Raw genomic sequence first — 16,436 nt, 5'->3', positions numbered from 1 at the left:
CCGCTTCTGCCCGATCATCCACCGCTCGCGCACGCGCGGCCATCGACAGGCCGGTGATCGCCATCAATTCCGCCGTGTCGTGATCGATCGTCAGCGAGAGCCGGTCATCTCGCGCCAGGTTTCTTGCCTTCTGACTGTCCAGCCCGCAGAGAAAGTACAGGGTCAGGCCTTCGTTCACATAGCCGACGGTCGTTGCCTGCGGCCAGCCATCCGGACGCAGCGTCGCGACTGTCATGATTCGATGCTGATCCAGCAGCGCCAGGATCTTCTTTCTGATTTCGTCGTCCATGTATCACCTCCACGAACGTCAAGAGGGAGCGTTCAAGACGGATATTCTGGGATGGTTAGGCCGCGCGGCCTTGATTGCGATCAACGCCTGAGCATCTGCTTTTCGGTGGGTCACACGCTTGTCGCGCAGCCGCGCGCGGGCTTAGTGGCGGGGTCATGCAAGAGGAGTCATTGAAGAACGACCATCCGGTCGCTCGATTGATCTGGATCAAGGTCGCGAACGGACCCCGCCCCTAGAGTTAACCCTGATGTCCAGGCACAAGAACTCTCCCGTGACACGCTGCGGGCCGGTGGGCGCCTCGGCCGATACGCATTGATGAACCCGATCGCCACCTTCCGGGCGCGCCGGCAGCGCTGCGCGTCCGGCTGGCTGCTGGCCGCGGCCGCGCTGCTGTCGGCCGGCTGTGCATCGATGGCCCCTCCCTACGCAACGCCGCCGCTGCCGGTGGCCGAAAGCTACCCGGCCGATACGCCCGCTGCGCCGGAGGTCGGCGCGCACGCCGCCGCGGTCGGCTGGCGCGGGTACTTCACCGACCCGCGCCTGCAGCAGCTGATCGCGCAGGCCCTGGAGAACAATCGCGACCTGCGCATCGCCGTCCTGCGGGTGCAGGAGGCCCGCGCTGTCTATGGCATTCAACGCGCCGACAGCTGGCCGACCGTCGGGCTCGGCGCCGACGCCAGCCGCTCGCGCGTGCCGCGCGACCTCAGTTTCACGAGGGAGCCGCTGGTTTCCAGCCAGTACCAGGTCGGACTCGGGGTGAACGCCTGGGAACTGGACTTCTGGGGCCGGGTGCGCAGCTTGCAGGACGCCGCGCTGCAAAACTACCTGGCCACCGATGCCGGCCGCCGCGCCGCCACCCTGCTGCTGGTCGCACAGGTCGCCGACGGCTACCTTTCGCTGCGGGCGCTCGATGAACGCATCGTGCTGGCCCAGCACACGATCGCCACCCGCGAGGAATCGCTGCGCATCTTCACGCGGCGTTTCGAAGTCGGCTCGACCTCGAAGTTCGACCTGACCCAGATGCGCACGCTGCTCGACCAGGCACAGGCGCTGAACGTCCAACTCCAGCGCAGCCGCGCCGATCTGGCCCACGCGCTGACATTCCTGGTCGGCGCGCCGGTCGATCTGGCCCCGTCTTCCGGTCGGCTGGACGCGCTGGCCTTCGAGCAGCCACTGCGCGTGGGCCTGCCGTCGGACCTGCTGGCCGATCGCCCCGATATCGCCGCCGCCGAACATCGGCTGCGCGCCGCCGGAGCCCATATCGGAGCGGCTCGCGCGGCCTTCTTTCCGCGCATCACGCTGACCGGCAACTTCGGCACGGCCAGCGCCGAGCTCGACGGCCTGTTCGTCTCCGGCAGCCAGGCCTGGAGCTTCGCGCCCAGCCTGACGCTGCCGATCTTCGATGGCGGCCGGCGCCAGTCGTCACTCGACCTGACCGTCGTGCGCAGCGACATCGCGGTCGCCGACTACGAAAGGACCGTCCAGACCGCGTTCCGCGAGGTCTCCGACGCCTTGTCCGCGCGCGAATGGCTGGCCCGGCAGGTGCAGATCCAGCAGTCGACCCTGGCCACGCAAACCGAGCGCGCCCGGCTGGCAAACCTTCGCTATCGCAACGGCGCCACGGCCTTTCTCGAAGTGCTCGACGCGCAGCGCGACCTTCTGGACGTCGAGCAGCAACTGGTGCAGACGCGCCGCGCGCTGCTGTCGGCCGACGTGAGCCTGTACACCGCGCTCGGCGGCGGTTCGCAGGAACTGGCGGCAGCGCCGCCCCTCGCCGGTCACGCGGCCAACTGAGAACATCCGGCACGCATCATGACCCTCACACCCAAGAACAAGCTGATTGCCGCACTGGTCGTGGCGGCCKTCGCGGCGGTCGGCTACTACGGCTGGACGCGGCTGAAGCCCTCCGGTCCCGGCGCTGGCTTCGTCAGCGGCAACGGCCGCATCGAAGCCACCGAGGTCGACGTGGCGACCAAGCTCGCGGGCCGGGTCTCCGAGATCCTGGTCGGCGAAGGCGACTTCGTGGCCGCCGGCCAGCCCCTGGCGAAGATGCAGATCCAGGTGCTGGAAGCGCAGCGCGACGAAGCCAACGCCAACCGGCAGCAGGCGATCAACGCGGTCGCGAGCGCCCAGGCCCAGGTCGCCGTGCGCGAGAGCGACAAGCTGGCCGCGCAGGCCTTGGTGGCGCAGCGCGAGAGCGAGCTCGATGCCGCGCAGCGGCGCTTGGCGCGTTCGGAAACCCTGTCGCGCGAGGGCGCTTCGTCGGAGCAGGAACTCGACGACGACCGCGCCCGCGTGCGCAGCGTGCAGGCCGCAGTGGGCGCCGCCAAGGCCCAGGTGAACGCGGCGCAGGCGGCGATCGATGCGGTGAAGGCGCAGCTCGTGGGCGCCCGTTCGGTGGTGACAGCGGCCGAGGCCACGGTCAGGCGAGTCGAGGCCGATATCGCCGACAGCGAGCTCAAGGCCCCGCGCGACGGCCGCGTGCAGTACCGCATCGCGCAGCCTGGCGAGGTGCTGGGCGGCGGTGGCAAGGTGCTGAACCTGGTCGACCTGTCGGACGTCTACATGACCTTCTTCCTGCCGGAGACCGTGGCCGGCAAAGTGGCACTGGGCAGCGAAGTGCGCGTGCTGCTCGACGCGGCGCCGGGCTACGTGATTCCGGCCAAGGTGTCCTTCGTGGCCGCCACGGCGCAGTTCACGCCCAAGACGGTGGAGACCGAGAGCGAGCGGCAGAAGCTGATGTTCCGCGTCAAGGCGCAGTTCGACCGCGAGCTGCTGAAGAAGCACCTGACGCAGGTCAAGACGGGACTGCCCGGCGTGGCGTGGCTCAAGATCGACGCGCAGGCCGCATGGCCTGCCGAGCTGGCGGTCAAGATTCCCCAATGAGCCGCCCGGTCGCGCGGATCGTCGGCCTCGGCCAGCGTTATGGCAAGACCGTGGCGCTGGACGGCATCGACCTGGAGATCCCGGCCGGGCGCATGGTCGGCCTGATCGGCCCCGACGGGGTCGGCAAGTCCAGCCTGCTGTCGCTGCTCGCAGGGGCGCGCGCGGTGCAGCAGGGCACGGTCGAGGCGCTCGGCGGCGACATGGCCGCCAAGCGCCACCGCGACGAGGTCTGCCCGCGCATCGCCTACATGCCGCAGGGCCTGGGCAAGAACCTCTACCCGACCTTGTCGGTCGAGGAGAACCTGCAGTTCTTCGGCCGGCTGTTCGGCCACGATCGCGCCGAGCGGCGCCGGCGCATCGACGAGCTGACCCGCAGCACCGGCCTGCAGCCCTTCCTGGCGCGGCCGGCCGGCAAGCTCTCGGGCGGGATGAAGCAGAAGCTGGGCCTGTGCTGCGCGCTGATCCACGACCCGGACCTGCTGATCCTCGACGAGCCCACCACCGGCGTCGACCCGCTGGCGCGGGCGCAGTTCTGGGACCTGATCGCGCGCATCCGCGGCGAGCGCGCCGGCATGAGCGTGATCGTCGCCACCGCCTACATGGACGAGGCGCAGCGCTTCGACTGGCTGGTGGCGATGGACGACGGCAAGGTGCTGTCCACCGGCACGCCGCAAGAGCTGCTCGACCGCACCGGTACCGCCTCGCTGGAGGCGGCCTTCATCGGGCTGCTGCCGGAGGCCAAGAGGCGCGGCCACACGGAAGTGACCATCCCGCCACTGCCGCAAGGCGATGGCGGCGACAACGTCGCCATCGAGGCCAGGGACCTGACCATGCGCTTCGGCGMTTTCGTCGCCGTGGACCATGTCAGCTTCCGCATCCGCCGCGGCGAGATCTTCGGCTTCCTCGGCTCCAACGGCTGCGGCAAGTCGACCACCATGAAGATGCTGACCGGCCTGCTGCCGGCCAGCGAGGGCCAGGCCTGGCTGTTCGGCCACGAGGTGGATCCGCGGGACATCGACACCCGCCGCCGCGTGGGCTACATGTCGCAGGCCTTCTCGCTGTACACCGAGCAGACCGTGCGGCAGAACCTGGTGCTGCATGCGCGGCTGTTCCAGGTCCCCGAGCCGCAAGTGCCGGCGCGGGTGCAGCAGATGGTCGAGCGTTTCGAGCTGCAGGAGGCACTCGACGCGCTGCCCGACGAACTGCCGCTGGGCATCCGCCAGCGCCTGTCCCTGGCGGTGGCGATGGTGCATCAGCCCGAACTGCTCATCCTCGACGAGCCGACGTCGGGCGTGGACCCGGTCGCACGCGACAATTTCTGGCGCCTGCTGATCGAGCTGTCGCGCCGCGACCGGGTGACGATCTTCATCTCGACGCACTTCATGAACGAGGCCGAGCGCTGCGATCGCATCTCCCTGATGCACGCCGGCCGCGTGCTGGTCAGCGACACGCCCGCCGGCATCGTTCGCGCGCGCGGCGCCGCTTCGCTCGAACAAGCCTTCATCGGCTTGCTGGTCGACGCCGGTGGCGGCGCCTCGGCGCCAACCGCCGAGGCAGCGCCTTCCGGGCCGCCCGCCGCGGCCGCACCACTCGCGCCGCACCCGCGCCGGCGCCGCTTCAGCTTCAACCGCATGTTCAGCTACCTGTGGCGCGAGACGCTGGAACTGCAGCGCGATCCGGTGCGCGGCACGCTGGCGCTGGTCGGCTCGATGGTGCTGATGTTCGTCATCGGTTACGGCATCAGCCTCGACGTGGAAGACCTGCGCTACGCGGTGCTCGACCGCGACCAGACCGGGCTGAGCCAGAACTACGCGCTCAATCTGTCYGGGTCGAGGTACTTCATCGAGCAGCCGCCGATTGCCGACTACGCCGAACTCGACCGCCGCATGCGCAGCGGCGAACTGTCGCTGGCGATCGAGATCCCGCCCGGCTTCGCCCGCGACATCCAGCGCGGCACGCCGGTACAGGTCGGCGCCTGGGTCGATGGCGCGATGCCGCAGCGCGCCGAGACCGTGCGCGGCTACGTGCTGGRCATGCACCAGGGGTGGCTCGTCGACCAGGCCACGCATCGGCTCGGCGTGACCCTCGCGAGCGCGGCCACCATCGAGACCCGCTTTCGCTACAACCCTGACGTCAGGAGCCTGCCGGCGATGATCCCGGCGGTGATCCCGCTGCTGCTGCTGATGCTGCCGGCCATGCTGACCGCGCTGTCGGTGGTGCGCGAGAAAGAGCTGGGTTCGATCATCAACCTGTATGTCACGCCGGTCACGCGTGCCGAGTTTCTGCTGGGCAAGCAGATTCCCTATATCGCGCTCGCCATGCTGAACTTCCTGCTGATGACGCTGCTCGCGGTGACCGTGTTCGGGGTGCCGGTCAAGGGCAGCTTCTTCGCCCTGGCATTGACGACCCTTGTCTACTGCGTGGTCTCGACAGGGATCGGCCTGCTGGCCTCGACCTTCACGCGCAGCCAGATCGCGGCGATGTTCTTCACCATGATCAGCACCATCCTGCCGGCGGTGCAGTTCGCCGGCATGATCAACCCGATTTCCTCCCTCGAAGGCGCCGGCAGGCTGATCGGCGAGATCTACCCGGCCACCTACATGCTGGTCATCAGCCGTGGCGTGTTCAGCAAGGCGCTGGACCTGTCCGATCTTCACGGCGCGTTCTGGCCGCTGCTGGTCACGGTGCCGGTCGTGCTCGGAGTGACCATCGGCCTGCTCAAGAAGCAGGACAGCTGAACATGCCCCGGATCGCCAACGTCTACCGCCTCGGCATCAAGGAGCTGTGGAGCCTGGCGCGCGACCCGGTGATGCTGGTGCTGATCGTCTTCGCCTTCACCGGGATGGTCTACAGCGCCGCGACCGCCATGCCCGAGTCGCTGCACAAGGCGCCGATCGCCATCGTCGACGAGGACGGCTCGCCGCTGTCGTCGCGCATCGCGTCGGCCTTCTATCCGCCGCAGTTCACGCCACCGTCGACGATCTCGCTCGGCGAGGTGGACGCCGGCATGGATGCCGGCCGGTACACCTTCGCGCTGAACATCCCGCCCAACTTCCAGCGCGACGTGCTGGCCGGCAAGTCGCCGGCGCTGCAGCTCAACGTCGATGCCACCCGCATGAGCCAGGCCTTCACGGGCAGCGGCTACATCCAGCAGATCGTGCTGTCCGAGGTCAACGAGTTCGTGCAGCGCTATCGCGGCAGCGCCGTGGCGCCGGTGGACCTTGCGCTGCGCATGCGATTCAACCCCAACCTGACCCAGCCGTGGTTCGGTGCACTGATGGAGATCATCAACAACGTCACGATGCTGTCGATCATCCTGACCGGCGCGGCGCTGATCCGCGAGCGCGAACACGGCACCATCGAGCATCTGCTGGTGATGCCGGTCACGCCGGCGGAGATCATGCTGAGCAAGGTCTGGTCGATGGGGCTGGTGGTGGTGCTGGCGGCGACCTTGTCGCTGATGCTCGTGGTCCGGGGCCTGCTTCAGGTGCCGATCGAAGGCTCGATCATGCTGTTCCTGGCCGGCGCCGCGCTGCACCTGTTCGCCACCACCTCGATGGGCATCTACATGGCGACGTTGGCGCGCAACATGCCGCAATTCGGCATGCTGCTGATACTGACCCTGCTGCCGCTGCAACTACTTTCCGGCGGCGTGACCCCGCGCGAGAGCATGCCCGAAGGGGTGCAGAACCTGATGCTGCTCGCGCCGACCACGCACTTCGTGGAACTGGGGCAGGCCATTCTCTACCGCGGTGCGGGCATCTCGGTGGTATGGAAGCCTTTCCTGTGCCTGCTGGTGATCGGCACCGCCCTGTTCGCCCTGTCGCTGGCGCGCTTTCGCAAGACCATCAGCCAGATGGCCTGAGTCCGGCGGAAAGCCGCAAGCGCCCAGGGCCTGTTCACACTATTTCCGGGGACCCTGACCCTCTTTTCGAATTCCCCGGAAAGTGGCATCCTGACCCCCCGCGGGTGCTCGTCAGCCCGTCCCTGGAGGTAGGCATGGCCGCTCGGTCGATCGCATCCTTGTCCCTGGGTTTCGGCTTGGTCTCCATACCGGTCAAGCTGTATTCGGCCACCGAAAGCAGTGGCACGGTCAAATTCAACCTGCTGGCCAAGGACGGCTCGCGCGTGAAGCAGCAATACGTGTCCGAGAAAGATCCCAGGGTCATCGTGCCGCGCTCCGAGATGATCAAGGGCTACGAGTTCGAAAAGGACCGCTACGTGCTCTTCACCCCCGAAGAACTCAAGGCGGTGGAAGAAAGTGCGAGCCATGCGATCGACATCGTGAGCTTCATCCCCGAGAAGGCGGTCGACCCCCTCTACTACGACAAGGCCTACTTCCTCACGCCCGACAAGCGCGGCGCGAAATCCTATTCGCTGTTGCGTGCGGCGATGCGCAAGAGCGGCCGCTGCGCGCTCGCGAAATGGGCCTGGAAGGGCAAGCAGTACGTGGTCCAGGTGCGGGCGGCAGAGGATGGGCTGGTGCTGCAGCAGTTGCTCTATGCCGACGAGGTGYGCTCGCTCAAGGAGCTCGAGATCGAGGAGGTCAAGCCGTCGGACGCGGAAGTGAAGCTGGCGCTCCAGCTCATCGACCAGATCGCCCAGGACAGCTACGACCCGGCGCAGTACGTCGACGAGGAAAAGCAGCGCATCCTGGCCGCCATCGATGCCAAGATCGCCGGCAAGCAGGTGGTCGCGGCCGAAGAACGCGAGCCGGACTCGGGCGGCCAGATCATCGATCTCACCGAGATGCTGCGCGCCAGCCTGGCACGCGGCGGTAGCAAGCGCCCGGCGCCTGCGCCGGCGCAAGCCGTGACGGCGCTGGCCTCGAAGGAGCGCAAGGGCGTGAAGCGGGCCGGCACGCCGACGACCGAGGTCGCGCCGCCGGCGCGTGCGCGATCAAGGAAGTGAGCCCGCTGCCGCCGGAGACGCCGCACACGCTGCGCGGGATCCAGGAAATGCTGGGCCTGTCGCGCAGCGCGGTGTCGCGGTTGATCGCCAACGGCTTCGTCAGCCCGTCGCGCGGGCCGAGGAACGAGTACCGCTTTTCGTTCCGCGACGTCGTGCTGCTGCGCACCGCTCACAAGCTGCAACTGGCCGACATCCCGACGCGCAGGATCGTGCGGGCCCTGCAGCGGCTGAAAGCCACGCTGCCTGCCGAGCTGCCCCTGAGCGGGCTGCGGATCACAGCCGTCGGCAGCACGGTCGCGGTGCAYGAACGCGGCAGCCGATGGGAGGTGGAATCGGGCCAGTTGCTGATGGATTTCGAGGTCGCGCCGAGGCCCGGTTCCGTCGCCTTCGTGGAGCGCGGGCCGGCGGCAGACCCGGCGCTGGTGCAGACATCGGCCGACGCCCTGTTCGCGCGTGCCGAAGCGCTCGAGGCCAGCGATCGAGGGGCGGCCGAGCGCGCCTATCGCCAGCTGCTCGACGCGTTGCCAGACCATGCCGACGGCTATCTGAACCTCGGCGCGATGCTGTGCGAAGCCGGCCGCGACGCCGAGGCCGTGGCGCTCTACGACTCCGCCCTGGCGCGCTGTCCCGATGTGGCGCTGCTGCACTTCAATCGCGCGGTGGCCTTGGAGGACCTCGGCCGCTACCCAGAGGCCCTTCAAAGCTACGACCGCTGCCTGGTGTTGGAGCCCGGCATCGGTGATGCGCACTTCAATGCCGCGAGGCTGCACGACCATCTGGGAGACAAGCAACAGGCCATTCGCCATTTCAGCGCCTATCGCCGCCTTCAAAAGAAATGAACGGATCTGGCTCTTTGGCGACTCGGCCGGATGCCGTTAGAACTATCGACCGCCTGCCGATGCGGAAAAGCGACCCAAGCCCGACTTTGTGCGCACGGGGCCGGTTCGCGCTCGCAAATCCGACCCCAAAGCACGGGTCTGCCGGCAAAATTGCTTATCTATGAAAACGATTCTCGAGAGCGGACCCGAAGCGGCGGATGACTGGGCCACGCGCATCGCCACCGTGACGGCGCATGCCGACGTGCGCGACAACGGCCTGATCGCGGGCTCGATCGGCAGCCTGCTGCGCGTGGTGCGCGAGCAGCTCAATCTCGAGGTGGTCTTCGTCGGCGAGTTCGTCGACGGCCATCGCGTGTTCCGCCACATCTCTTCGAAGGCCGACGATGCGRTCATCAAGCCAGGCCAGTTCCACCCACTGGACGAAACCATCTGCCAGCGCATCATCGACGGCCGGATGCCGTCGATCGTGCACGACGTCGCGAGAGTCCGCTCGGACTACGGTCTCGCCTGCTATTACGAGGCGCTCGGCGGCCACATCGGCGTGCCGGTGCGACTCTCGGATGGCACGCTGTACGGCATGCTGTGCGGATTCAGCTTCGAGGCCTGCCCCCATCTGGACCCGCGCGACGTGAGGCGGCTCGAGATGGCCGCGAATGCCACGGCCCGCCTGATCGCGCAGGCCGAAGGGCGCGACGTCGACTTGCTGGTTCCGACCCACTGATCGGCTGCGGGCCCGGGCGACGTTGGGCCCCAAACGTCAAAAGCTGTATCCCCTTCGACGCTCCGATCCGCCGAATGGCGGATACACATCCGCGCCCGCCGGGCCCAGACTGACTGCCCGGCGTTTGGCAACGGAACCCATGAACCCAGACTTCCACACCCTCGGCGCAGCGGCGGCGGCTCGCCGCGGATGACGCCGATCCCTCCCGTGCCCGCCATCGTCTGCGTGCGCCGCAAGTCGGCGCTGCTCGCCGCCATCTCCCTGTTGCTGGTCGCGCTCGGCTGGCAGGGCCGTGCGATGGGCTACCCGATGGGCATGACGCTGCTGGCCGCTTCCACGGTGCAGGCCATGATCTGCTGCGCGATGTTCCGCAACCGGCTGCTGAAGGCGATGGTTGCAGCCAATTTCCTGCTCTTCCTGTTCCACGCGATCGTCATCAGCCACTTCCTGGAGCAAGACAGCGCGCCGATCATCTTCCATCTCGCAGACTTCGGCTGCGCCGTCATCGGCGGCGCCTCGCTCGTGTTCACACCGATCGAGACCATGGCCTTGATCGTGCGCGAGGCCTATCTCCGGCGTCCGCGGCCGCGCACCCCGCCCTGATCCCTATCGGATCAAGGCCTGCAGGTCCCTGAAGCGTGGATGCTCGGCCGTCCGCAGCCATTCGAATCCGACCATCTCCGTGGTCACGAGCTCGGCGCCCGCGCCGGCCAGCCGGTCGAAGGCCGCGTCGCGGTTGCGCTCGGTGCGCGAGCTGCAGGCGTCGGTCACGACCCAGACTTCGAATTCGTCCTCGAGCAGGTCGAGCGCGGTCTGCAGCAGGCACACATGGGCCTCGCAGCCGGCGATCACGATCGTGTTGCGCTCCTCGGCCGCGGCCGGCTTCTGCAGGTGCTTGGGCAGGCTGCGCGCATTGCCCTGCGGCGCCTTCGCCGGCGCCCGCAGCCATTCGCCGAGGCCCTCCTCGGCGCCGCTGAAATGCATCTTGGCCAGCGTGCGCTGACACAGGGCGCGGATGTCGGGCAGGTTCTCGCCGAGCTTCGACGGGTTCTGCTCCGTGCCCCAGACCGGGACCTCCACCAGCCGGGCGATCTCGCCGAGGCGGACCGCGTTCTTCGCAACGGCCTCGGCCTCGAAGATGGCGGGCATCAGGCGGGCCTGGTAGTCGACCAGAACCAGTTGGGATTGCGATGCATCGAGCAGCATGGGGAAACTCTTTCGGGGAAATACGTTGGAAGCCCCTAGACCGTACCACCGAACAGACCGTCAACCGTTCCCGAAGCTCTCAGGCTTTCAGTCCGGCAACAAGCGGATCAGCTTGCCGTTGGATTCGTCGGTCAACACATAGAGCAGGCCGTCGGGCCCCTGCCTCACGTCGCGGATGCGCGCCCTGCCGCCTTCGAGCAGCTTGTGCTCGGCCGTGACCTTGCCGTCCTTGAGTTCGATCCGGTCGAGGTAGCCGAACTTCAGCGATCCGATGAAGAGGTTTCCCTTCCAGCCGGCACCGTAGCGGTCGCTGGTCAGGAAGGCCATGCCCGAGGGAGCGATCGAAGGCACCCAGTAGTGCAGCGGCTGCTCCATGCCCTCCTTCTGCGTGATGCCGTCGCCGATCCGACCGCCACCATAGTTCTCGCCGTAGGTGATCACCGGCCAGCCGTAGTTGCGGCCGGCCTGCGGGATGTTGATCTCGTCGCCGCCTTGCGGCCCATGCTCGTGCATCCACAGTGTTCCGTCGGGCGCCAGCGTCGCACCCTGGCCGTTGCGGTGGCCGTAACTCCAGATCTCCGGCAGCGCGCCCGCGCGGCCGACGAAGGGATTGTCGGCAGGCACCGACCCGTCCTTGCCGATGCGCACGATCTTGCCCAGGTGGTTGTCGAGCCTCTGGGCGTCTTCCTTGCGGCTGAAGCGATCGCCGAGCGTGAGGAACAGCGTGCCGTCCCTGGCCTCGACGATGCGRCAACCGAAGTGGTTCCGGCTCGCCACCTTGGGTTTCTGGCTGAAGATGACGCTGACGCCTTCGAGCCGGCTGCCATCGGCAGACAGCCGGCCCCGCGCCAGCGCCGTGCCGTTGGCCGCCCCCCCCGCCTCCGGCTCGGAAAAGCAGAAGTACAGCGTGCGGTTCCGGGCGAAGGCCGAATCGACCTGCACATCCAGCAGCCCGCCCTGCCCACCCGCCGCGATCGGCGGCAAACCGGCCACCGGCGCCCCCAGCTTGCCATCGGCATCGACGACCCGGAGCCGCCCGGGCCTCTCGGTCACGAGGAAGCGCCCGTCAGGAAGAAAAGCCAGGCCCCAGGGGCTCTCGAGGCCTGAGGCGACAACCTCCGGCCGCGGCTCGGCGTGCGCGACGCTCATCGCCGCCACGGCACCGATCAGGAGACGGGACGACCACCTGCAGACGATCCGGTGCAGCAGCACTTTCATGCTTTCCTTCGAAACGGCGAATTCTGGAGCAGCGCCATTTCAACCCGAATTGCAAATCTTTTGCATTACATCGAGCCAAACACTTATCACCCATAACGGTGACTTTTACATTTGGGGATGTGAGAAAAGGAAAAAATTCTTTTCCCGACAATCATTTACATGCAAAATCCCGAATCCGCATGAAATTGACACCCCTGAGTGTCGTCCATATCCTACGCGCCATGCGACTTTTACTCCTCTCCGCCAGCCTGCTGCTCGCCTTTGCAGCCCACGCAGCACCGCAGCTGGACCGGACCGATGACCACCCTGCCGAAGCGCTGATGGTGGACAAGGGCCTGCTGGGTCAGTTCCAGCAGGTTCGCCAGACGGTTGCCGCCCGCACCTCCGATCTTGTGGTGACGGCCATCGGCTTCCTGGGCGTTCCGTACCGCCGCGGCGGCAACACCGTCGAGACCGGCTTCGACTGCAGCGGCTTCGTCCGCGCCATGTACAACCAGACGGTGGGCCACCTGCTGCCGCGCCGTGCCGAAGAGCAGGCCGCCGCCACCGAGAAGATCGACCGCAGCGAACTCAAGCCCGGCGACCTGGTGTTCTTCAACACCATGCGCCGCGCCTTCAGCCATGTGGGCATCTATGTCGGCGAAGGCAAGTTCATCCATTCACCGAAGCCGGGTGCGCAAGTCCGGGTCGAGGACATGAGCGGCAGCTACTGGCAGCGTCGCTTCAGCGGCGCGCGCCGGGTCGCGGCAGCGCAGGACGAAGGCAAGACTTCGGGCGAATAGTCCCAGCCCAAGCCGCACGAAAAAAAATCCCGCGCCAGGCGGGATTTTTTTTGGGTGCCCTTCCAGGAATACCGCGGATCCGGCTTTGCCGGTCCGCTGGTATTGCCCCCTGCAAGGGGGTGGGCGGCTACACGAAGTGAGCCAACCTGGGGGTCATCGCTTGATCGGCGGCAGGTCCGTGCAATGGCCGTGCACCGCCTCCGCGGCCAGGCCGATGCTCTCGCCCAGCGTCGGATGCGGATGGATGGTCTTGCCGATGTCGTAGGCATCGGCCCCCATCTCGATCGCCAGCGCGATCTCGCCGATCATGTCGCCGGCATGGGTGCCGACGATGCCGCCGCCGACGATGCGATGCGATACGGCATCGAACAGCAGCTTGGTGAAGCCCTCGTCGCGGCCGTTGGCGATCGCCCGGCCCGAAGCGGTCCAGGGGAACAGGCCCTTCTCGATCTTCACGCCCTCGGCCTTGGCTTGGTCCTCCGTGAGGCCGACCCAGGCGATTTCGGGATCGGTGTAGGCCACACTGGGGATCACGCGGGCATTGAAGGCCGCGCTGGACAGTTCCTTGTCGCCCTTCTGCTCGCCGGCGATCACCTCGGCCGCCACGTGCGCCTCGTGCACCGCCTTGTGCTCCAGCATCGGCTGGCCGACGATGTCGCCGACCGCGAAGATGTGGGGCACGTTGGTGCGCATCTGGATGTCGACCGGGATGAAGCCGCGGTCGCTGACGTTGACGCCGGCCTTCTCGGCGCCGATCTTCTTGCCGTTGGGGCTGCGGCCGACGGCCTGCAGCACCAGGTCGTAGAGCTGCGGTTCCTTCGGCGCCTGCTCGCCTTCGAAGGTCACGCGGATGCCGTCCTTGGTGGCCTCGGCCCCGACGGTCTTGGTCTTGAGCATGATGTTGTCGAAGCGCGGCGCGTTGAGCTTCTGCCAGACCTTGACGAGGTCGCGGTCGGCGCCCTGCATCAGGCCGTCGAGCATCTCGACCACGTCGAGCCGCGCGCCCAGCGTCGAATAGACCGAGCCCATCTCGAGGCCGATGATGCCGCCGCCCAGGATCAGCATGCGCTTGGGATCGACACCGAGCTCGAGCGCGCCGGTGGAGTCGACCACCCGCGGGTCCTTCGGCATGAACGGCAGGTGCACGGCCTGCGAACCCGCCGCGATCACGCAATGGCGGAACTTGACCGTCTGCGACTTGTCGGTCGTCTGGCGGCCGTCGCCCGTGACCTCCTGCACCTTGACGTGGAAAGCATCGATGAACTCGCCGACGCCGCGCACCGTCGTTACCTTGCGCATCTTGGCCATCGCGGCCAGGCCGCCCGTGAGCTTGGCGACGACCTTGTTCTTGCGGCCGAGCAGCTTGCTGCGGTCGATGGTCGGCGCGCCGTAGCTGACGCCGAGATCGGCGAAGTGCTTGACCTCGTCGATCACCGCGGCGACGTGCAGCAGCGCCTTCGACGGGATGCAGCCGACATTCAGGCAGACGCCGCCGAGCGTCGCGTAGCGCTCGACCAGGATCACCTTGAGACCGAGATCCGCAGCGCGGAAGGCGGCCGAATAGCCGCCGGGGCCGGCACCGAGCACCAGCAGATCGCAGTCGAAATCGACCGCGCCGGCATAGCTCGATGCGGCGGCCGGTGCCGGCGTCGCCGCAGCGGCGGCCTGCTTCGGCGCGGATGCCGGCGCGGCAGCGGGCGCTGCCGGTGCGGGCGCCGGTGCCGCGGCGGCGCCCTCGACCGCGTCCAGCGTCAGCACCACCGAGCCCTCCTTGACCTTGTCGCCGACCTTCACGGCCACCGACTTGACCACCCCGGCATGGGAGGACGGRATCTCCATCGASGCCTTGTCCGAYTCCACCGTGATCAGCGACTGCTCSRCCTTSAYCGTGTCGCCGRSCTTCACCAGCACCTCGATCACSGCGACKTCMTYGAARTCGCCGATGTCGGGCACCTTGACTTGTAGTTCGCTCATTTGGACACCTTGAGTTTGAGTGTGAGAACGTCGACCGGTCCGGCCGAATTGCGATCGAATTCGCAGGCCGCGGCCACGCCGGCCTCGGCGACGTCGCGCGCCGACCGCGCCTTGTCGTAGACCGCGTGCATGGCGCCGAGCGCAAAGCTGCGTCCCGAGCCGATGCTCCAGAACTGCTTGAACTCGAACACTTCGCGGTAGCTGTAGATACCGTAGACGCCGCTCGCGTTGGCCAGCAGCATCGTGAACTGGCTCGACTCGTAGGGCTCGTGCTCGTCTTCCTTGGTCTGCAGGAAGAAGGAATCCTTCAGCACCGGATGCAGCAGCGTGAAGGTGCGGAAGATCTCGTCCTTGCTGCCGAAGCGCAGCGCTTCCGTGGGCTGCGCAGCCAAGGCGTGCTGCAGCACCAGGAAATGCGCCGCAGCGCCGGCCACCGCGAACATGCTCTCGCCCGCCGCGTCCTTGACCATGAACAGCTTCTGATTGGCTTCGGCGCGATGCGACAGCCGCGTGTCGCCGAAGGTCACCAGCGAATCCGCCGCCATCACGACCTGACCGCCCTTGCGGACAGCCACCACGGTCGTCATAGGGGCTCGCGCCGGGCCGCCCCAAGGGAGCCGCCCCCTTCCGGGGGAAGCGCCACAGGCGCCTCGGGGGTCATAGCAGCACCCGTCTGAAGTCCGCGAGCACCTGGCCCAGGTAGGCGTTGAATCGCGCCGCCGCGGCGCCGTCGATCACGCGGTGGTCATAGGACAGCGACAGCGGCAGCGTCAGGCGCGGCACGAACTGCTTTCCGTCCCACACCGGCTTCATCTGGCCCTTGGACAGGCCCAGGATGGCCACCTCGGGCGCATTGATGATCGGGGTGAAGTGCGTGCCGCCGATGCCGCCGAGCGAGCTGATCGAGATGCAGCCGCCCTGCATGTCGGCCGAGCCGAGCTTGCCGTCGCGCGCCTTCTTGGCGAGCTCGCCCATTTCCTGGCTGATCTGCAGCACGCCCTTCTTGTCGGCGTCTTTCAGCACCGGCACCACCAGGCCGTTCGGCGTGTCGGCCGCGAAGCCGATGTTGTAGTACTGCTTATAGACCAGCTGGTCGCCGTCCAGGCTGGTGTTGAAGTCCGGAAACTTCTTCAGCGCCGAGACCATCGCCTTGATCACGAAGGCCAGCATCGTCACCTTGACGCCCGACTTCTCGTTCTCCTTGTTGGTCGCCACGCGGAAGGCCTCGAGCTCGGTGATGTCGGCCTCGTCATTGTTCGTGACGTGCGGGATCATCACCCAGTTGCGATGCAGGTTGGCGCCGCTGAGCTTCTTGATGCGCGACAGGTCGCGGCGCTCGACGGTGCCGAACTTGGTGAAATCGACCTTGGGCCAGGGAATCAGGCCCAGGGCTTCGCCGCCGCCACCCGCAGGAGCCTTGGCGCCGGCAGCCTTGGTCGTGGCCGCACCGCTCATCACCGCCCGGGTGAAGCTCTGGACGTCTTCCTGGGTGATGCGCCCCTTGGGGCCGCTGCCCTTGACTTCCTCGAGCGGCACGCCGAGTTCGCGCGCGAACTTGCGCACCGAGGGCGAGGCATGCGGCAGCTTGCCACTGGGCGCGACCGTGGGGT

General features: G+C 67.3%; 15 protein-coding genes. 9 read left to right on the top strand and 6 right to left on the bottom strand.

Features of this window, described 5'->3' with window-relative positions; genetic code table 11:
* A partial coding sequence (locus AC1D2K_RS13005) for a pyridoxamine 5'-phosphate oxidase family protein (RefSeq protein ID WP_478089247.1) occupies positions 1-289 on the bottom strand: 289 nt, incomplete at its 3' end.
* Between the two features lie 315 nt (positions 290-604).
* Here AC1D2K_RS13005 and AC1D2K_RS13000 point away from each other — a divergent pair.
* The 8 genes from AC1D2K_RS13000 to AC1D2K_RS12965 all read left to right on the top strand — a co-directional run bounded on the left by AC1D2K_RS13000 (position 605) and on the right by AC1D2K_RS12965 (position 10,249).
* A complete protein-coding gene (locus tag AC1D2K_RS13000; protein ID WP_478089246.1) occupies positions 605-2,083 on the top strand; it encodes an efflux transporter outer membrane subunit in 1,479 nt (492 codons plus the stop codon).
* A gap of 18 nt (positions 2,084-2,101) precedes the next feature.
* Complete coding sequence (locus AC1D2K_RS12995; protein ID WP_478089245.1) at positions 2,102-3,175, top strand: HlyD family secretion protein; 1,074 nt, start codon at positions 2,102-2,104, stop codon at positions 3,173-3,175.
* Entirely contained in the window at positions 3,172-5,913 is a 2,742-nt protein-coding gene (rbbA, locus tag AC1D2K_RS12990) for a ribosome-associated ATPase/putative transporter RbbA (RefSeq protein ID WP_478089244.1), read from the top strand. The genes AC1D2K_RS12995 and rbbA overlap by 4 nt, the downstream gene beginning before the upstream one ends.
* A 2-nt stretch (positions 5,914-5,915) precedes the next feature.
* A complete protein-coding gene (locus AC1D2K_RS12985) occupies positions 5,916-7,040 on the top strand; it encodes an ABC transporter permease (RefSeq protein ID WP_478089243.1) in 1,125 nt (374 codons plus the stop codon).
* Between the two features lie 134 nt (positions 7,041-7,174).
* On the top strand, positions 7,175-8,086 hold the full coding sequence (gene ku, locus AC1D2K_RS12980) for a non-homologous end joining protein Ku (protein ID WP_478089242.1): 912 nt from the start codon (positions 7,175-7,177) through the stop codon (positions 8,084-8,086).
* Positions 8,083-8,925, top strand: coding sequence for a tetratricopeptide repeat protein (locus tag AC1D2K_RS12975; RefSeq protein WP_478089241.1), 843 nt, complete (start codon positions 8,083-8,085; stop codon positions 8,923-8,925). Before ku ends, AC1D2K_RS12975 begins: the two co-directional genes overlap by 4 nt.
* Before the next feature lie 160 nt (positions 8,926-9,085).
* The gene (locus AC1D2K_RS12970) at positions 9,086-9,646 is read left to right on the top strand and encodes a GAF domain-containing protein (RefSeq protein WP_478089240.1); all 561 of its coding nucleotides are present in this window, start codon (positions 9,086-9,088) and stop codon (positions 9,644-9,646) included.
* Positions 9,647-9,835: 189 nt separating this feature from the next.
* Positions 9,836-10,249, top strand: a complete 414-nt coding sequence (locus tag AC1D2K_RS12965; RefSeq protein WP_478089239.1) for a hypothetical protein — start codon at positions 9,836-9,838, stop codon at positions 10,247-10,249.
* A 3-nt stretch (positions 10,250-10,252) separates the two neighbouring features.
* Here the strand turns inward: AC1D2K_RS12965 and AC1D2K_RS12960 are convergent, their stop codons facing one another.
* Positions 10,253-10,852, bottom strand: a complete 600-nt coding sequence (locus AC1D2K_RS12960; protein WP_478089238.1) for an isochorismatase family protein — start codon at positions 10,850-10,852, stop codon at positions 10,253-10,255.
* An 87-nt stretch (positions 10,853-10,939) separates the two neighbouring features.
* Complete coding sequence (locus AC1D2K_RS12955; RefSeq protein ID WP_478089248.1) at positions 10,940-12,001, bottom strand: PQQ-dependent sugar dehydrogenase; 1,062 nt, start codon at positions 11,999-12,001, stop codon at positions 10,940-10,942.
* Positions 12,002-12,291: 290 nt separating this feature from the next.
* Between AC1D2K_RS12955 and AC1D2K_RS12950 the strand changes: the two genes are divergently transcribed.
* Entirely contained in the window at positions 12,292-12,852 is a 561-nt protein-coding gene (locus AC1D2K_RS12950) for a C40 family peptidase (RefSeq protein WP_478089237.1), read from the top strand.
* A gap of 153 nt (positions 12,853-13,005) precedes the next feature.
* Here AC1D2K_RS12950 and lpdA read toward each other — a convergent pair whose 3' ends face one another.
* The 3 genes from lpdA to AC1D2K_RS12935 all read right to left on the bottom strand — a co-directional run.
* Positions 13,006-14,826, bottom strand: a complete 1,821-nt coding sequence (gene lpdA, locus AC1D2K_RS12945) for a dihydrolipoyl dehydrogenase (protein ID WP_478089236.1) — start codon at positions 14,824-14,826, stop codon at positions 13,006-13,008.
* The gene (locus tag AC1D2K_RS12940; RefSeq protein WP_478089235.1) at positions 14,823-15,413 is read right to left on the bottom strand and encodes an MFS transporter; all 591 of its coding nucleotides are present in this window, start codon (positions 15,411-15,413) and stop codon (positions 14,823-14,825) included. Before AC1D2K_RS12940 ends, lpdA begins: the two co-directional genes overlap by 4 nt.
* 70 nt (positions 15,414-15,483) lie before the next feature.
* A partial coding sequence (locus AC1D2K_RS12935; RefSeq protein WP_478089234.1) for a 2-oxo acid dehydrogenase subunit E2 occupies positions 15,484-16,436 on the bottom strand: 953 nt, incomplete at its 5' end.

Source organism: Variovorax sp. P1_H12_2, assembly GCF_056405335.1.
This window is presented reverse-complemented; position numbering and strand designations above follow the sequence as displayed.

Coding starts and splice junctions, on each gene's coding strand:
- AC1D2K_RS13000 (WP_478089246.1), top strand. CDS start 605: ATGAACCCGATCGCCACCTTCCGGGCGCGCCGGCAGCGCTGCGCGTCC.
- AC1D2K_RS12985 (WP_478089243.1), top strand. CDS start 5,916: ATGCCCCGGATCGCCAACGTCTACCGCCTCGGCATCAAGGAGCTGTGG.
- AC1D2K_RS12965 (WP_478089239.1), top strand. CDS start 9,836: ATGACGCCGATCCCTCCCGTGCCCGCCATCGTCTGCGTGCGCCGCAAG.
- AC1D2K_RS12960 (WP_478089238.1), bottom strand. CDS start 10,852: ATGCTGCTCGATGCATCGCAATCCCAACTGGTTCTGGTCGACTACCAG.
- AC1D2K_RS12950 (WP_478089237.1), top strand. CDS start 12,292: ATGCGACTTTTACTCCTCTCCGCCAGCCTGCTGCTCGCCTTTGCAGCC.
- AC1D2K_RS12940 (WP_478089235.1), bottom strand. CDS start 15,413: ATGACGACCGTGGTGGCTGTCCGCAAGGGCGGTCAGGTCGTGATGGCG.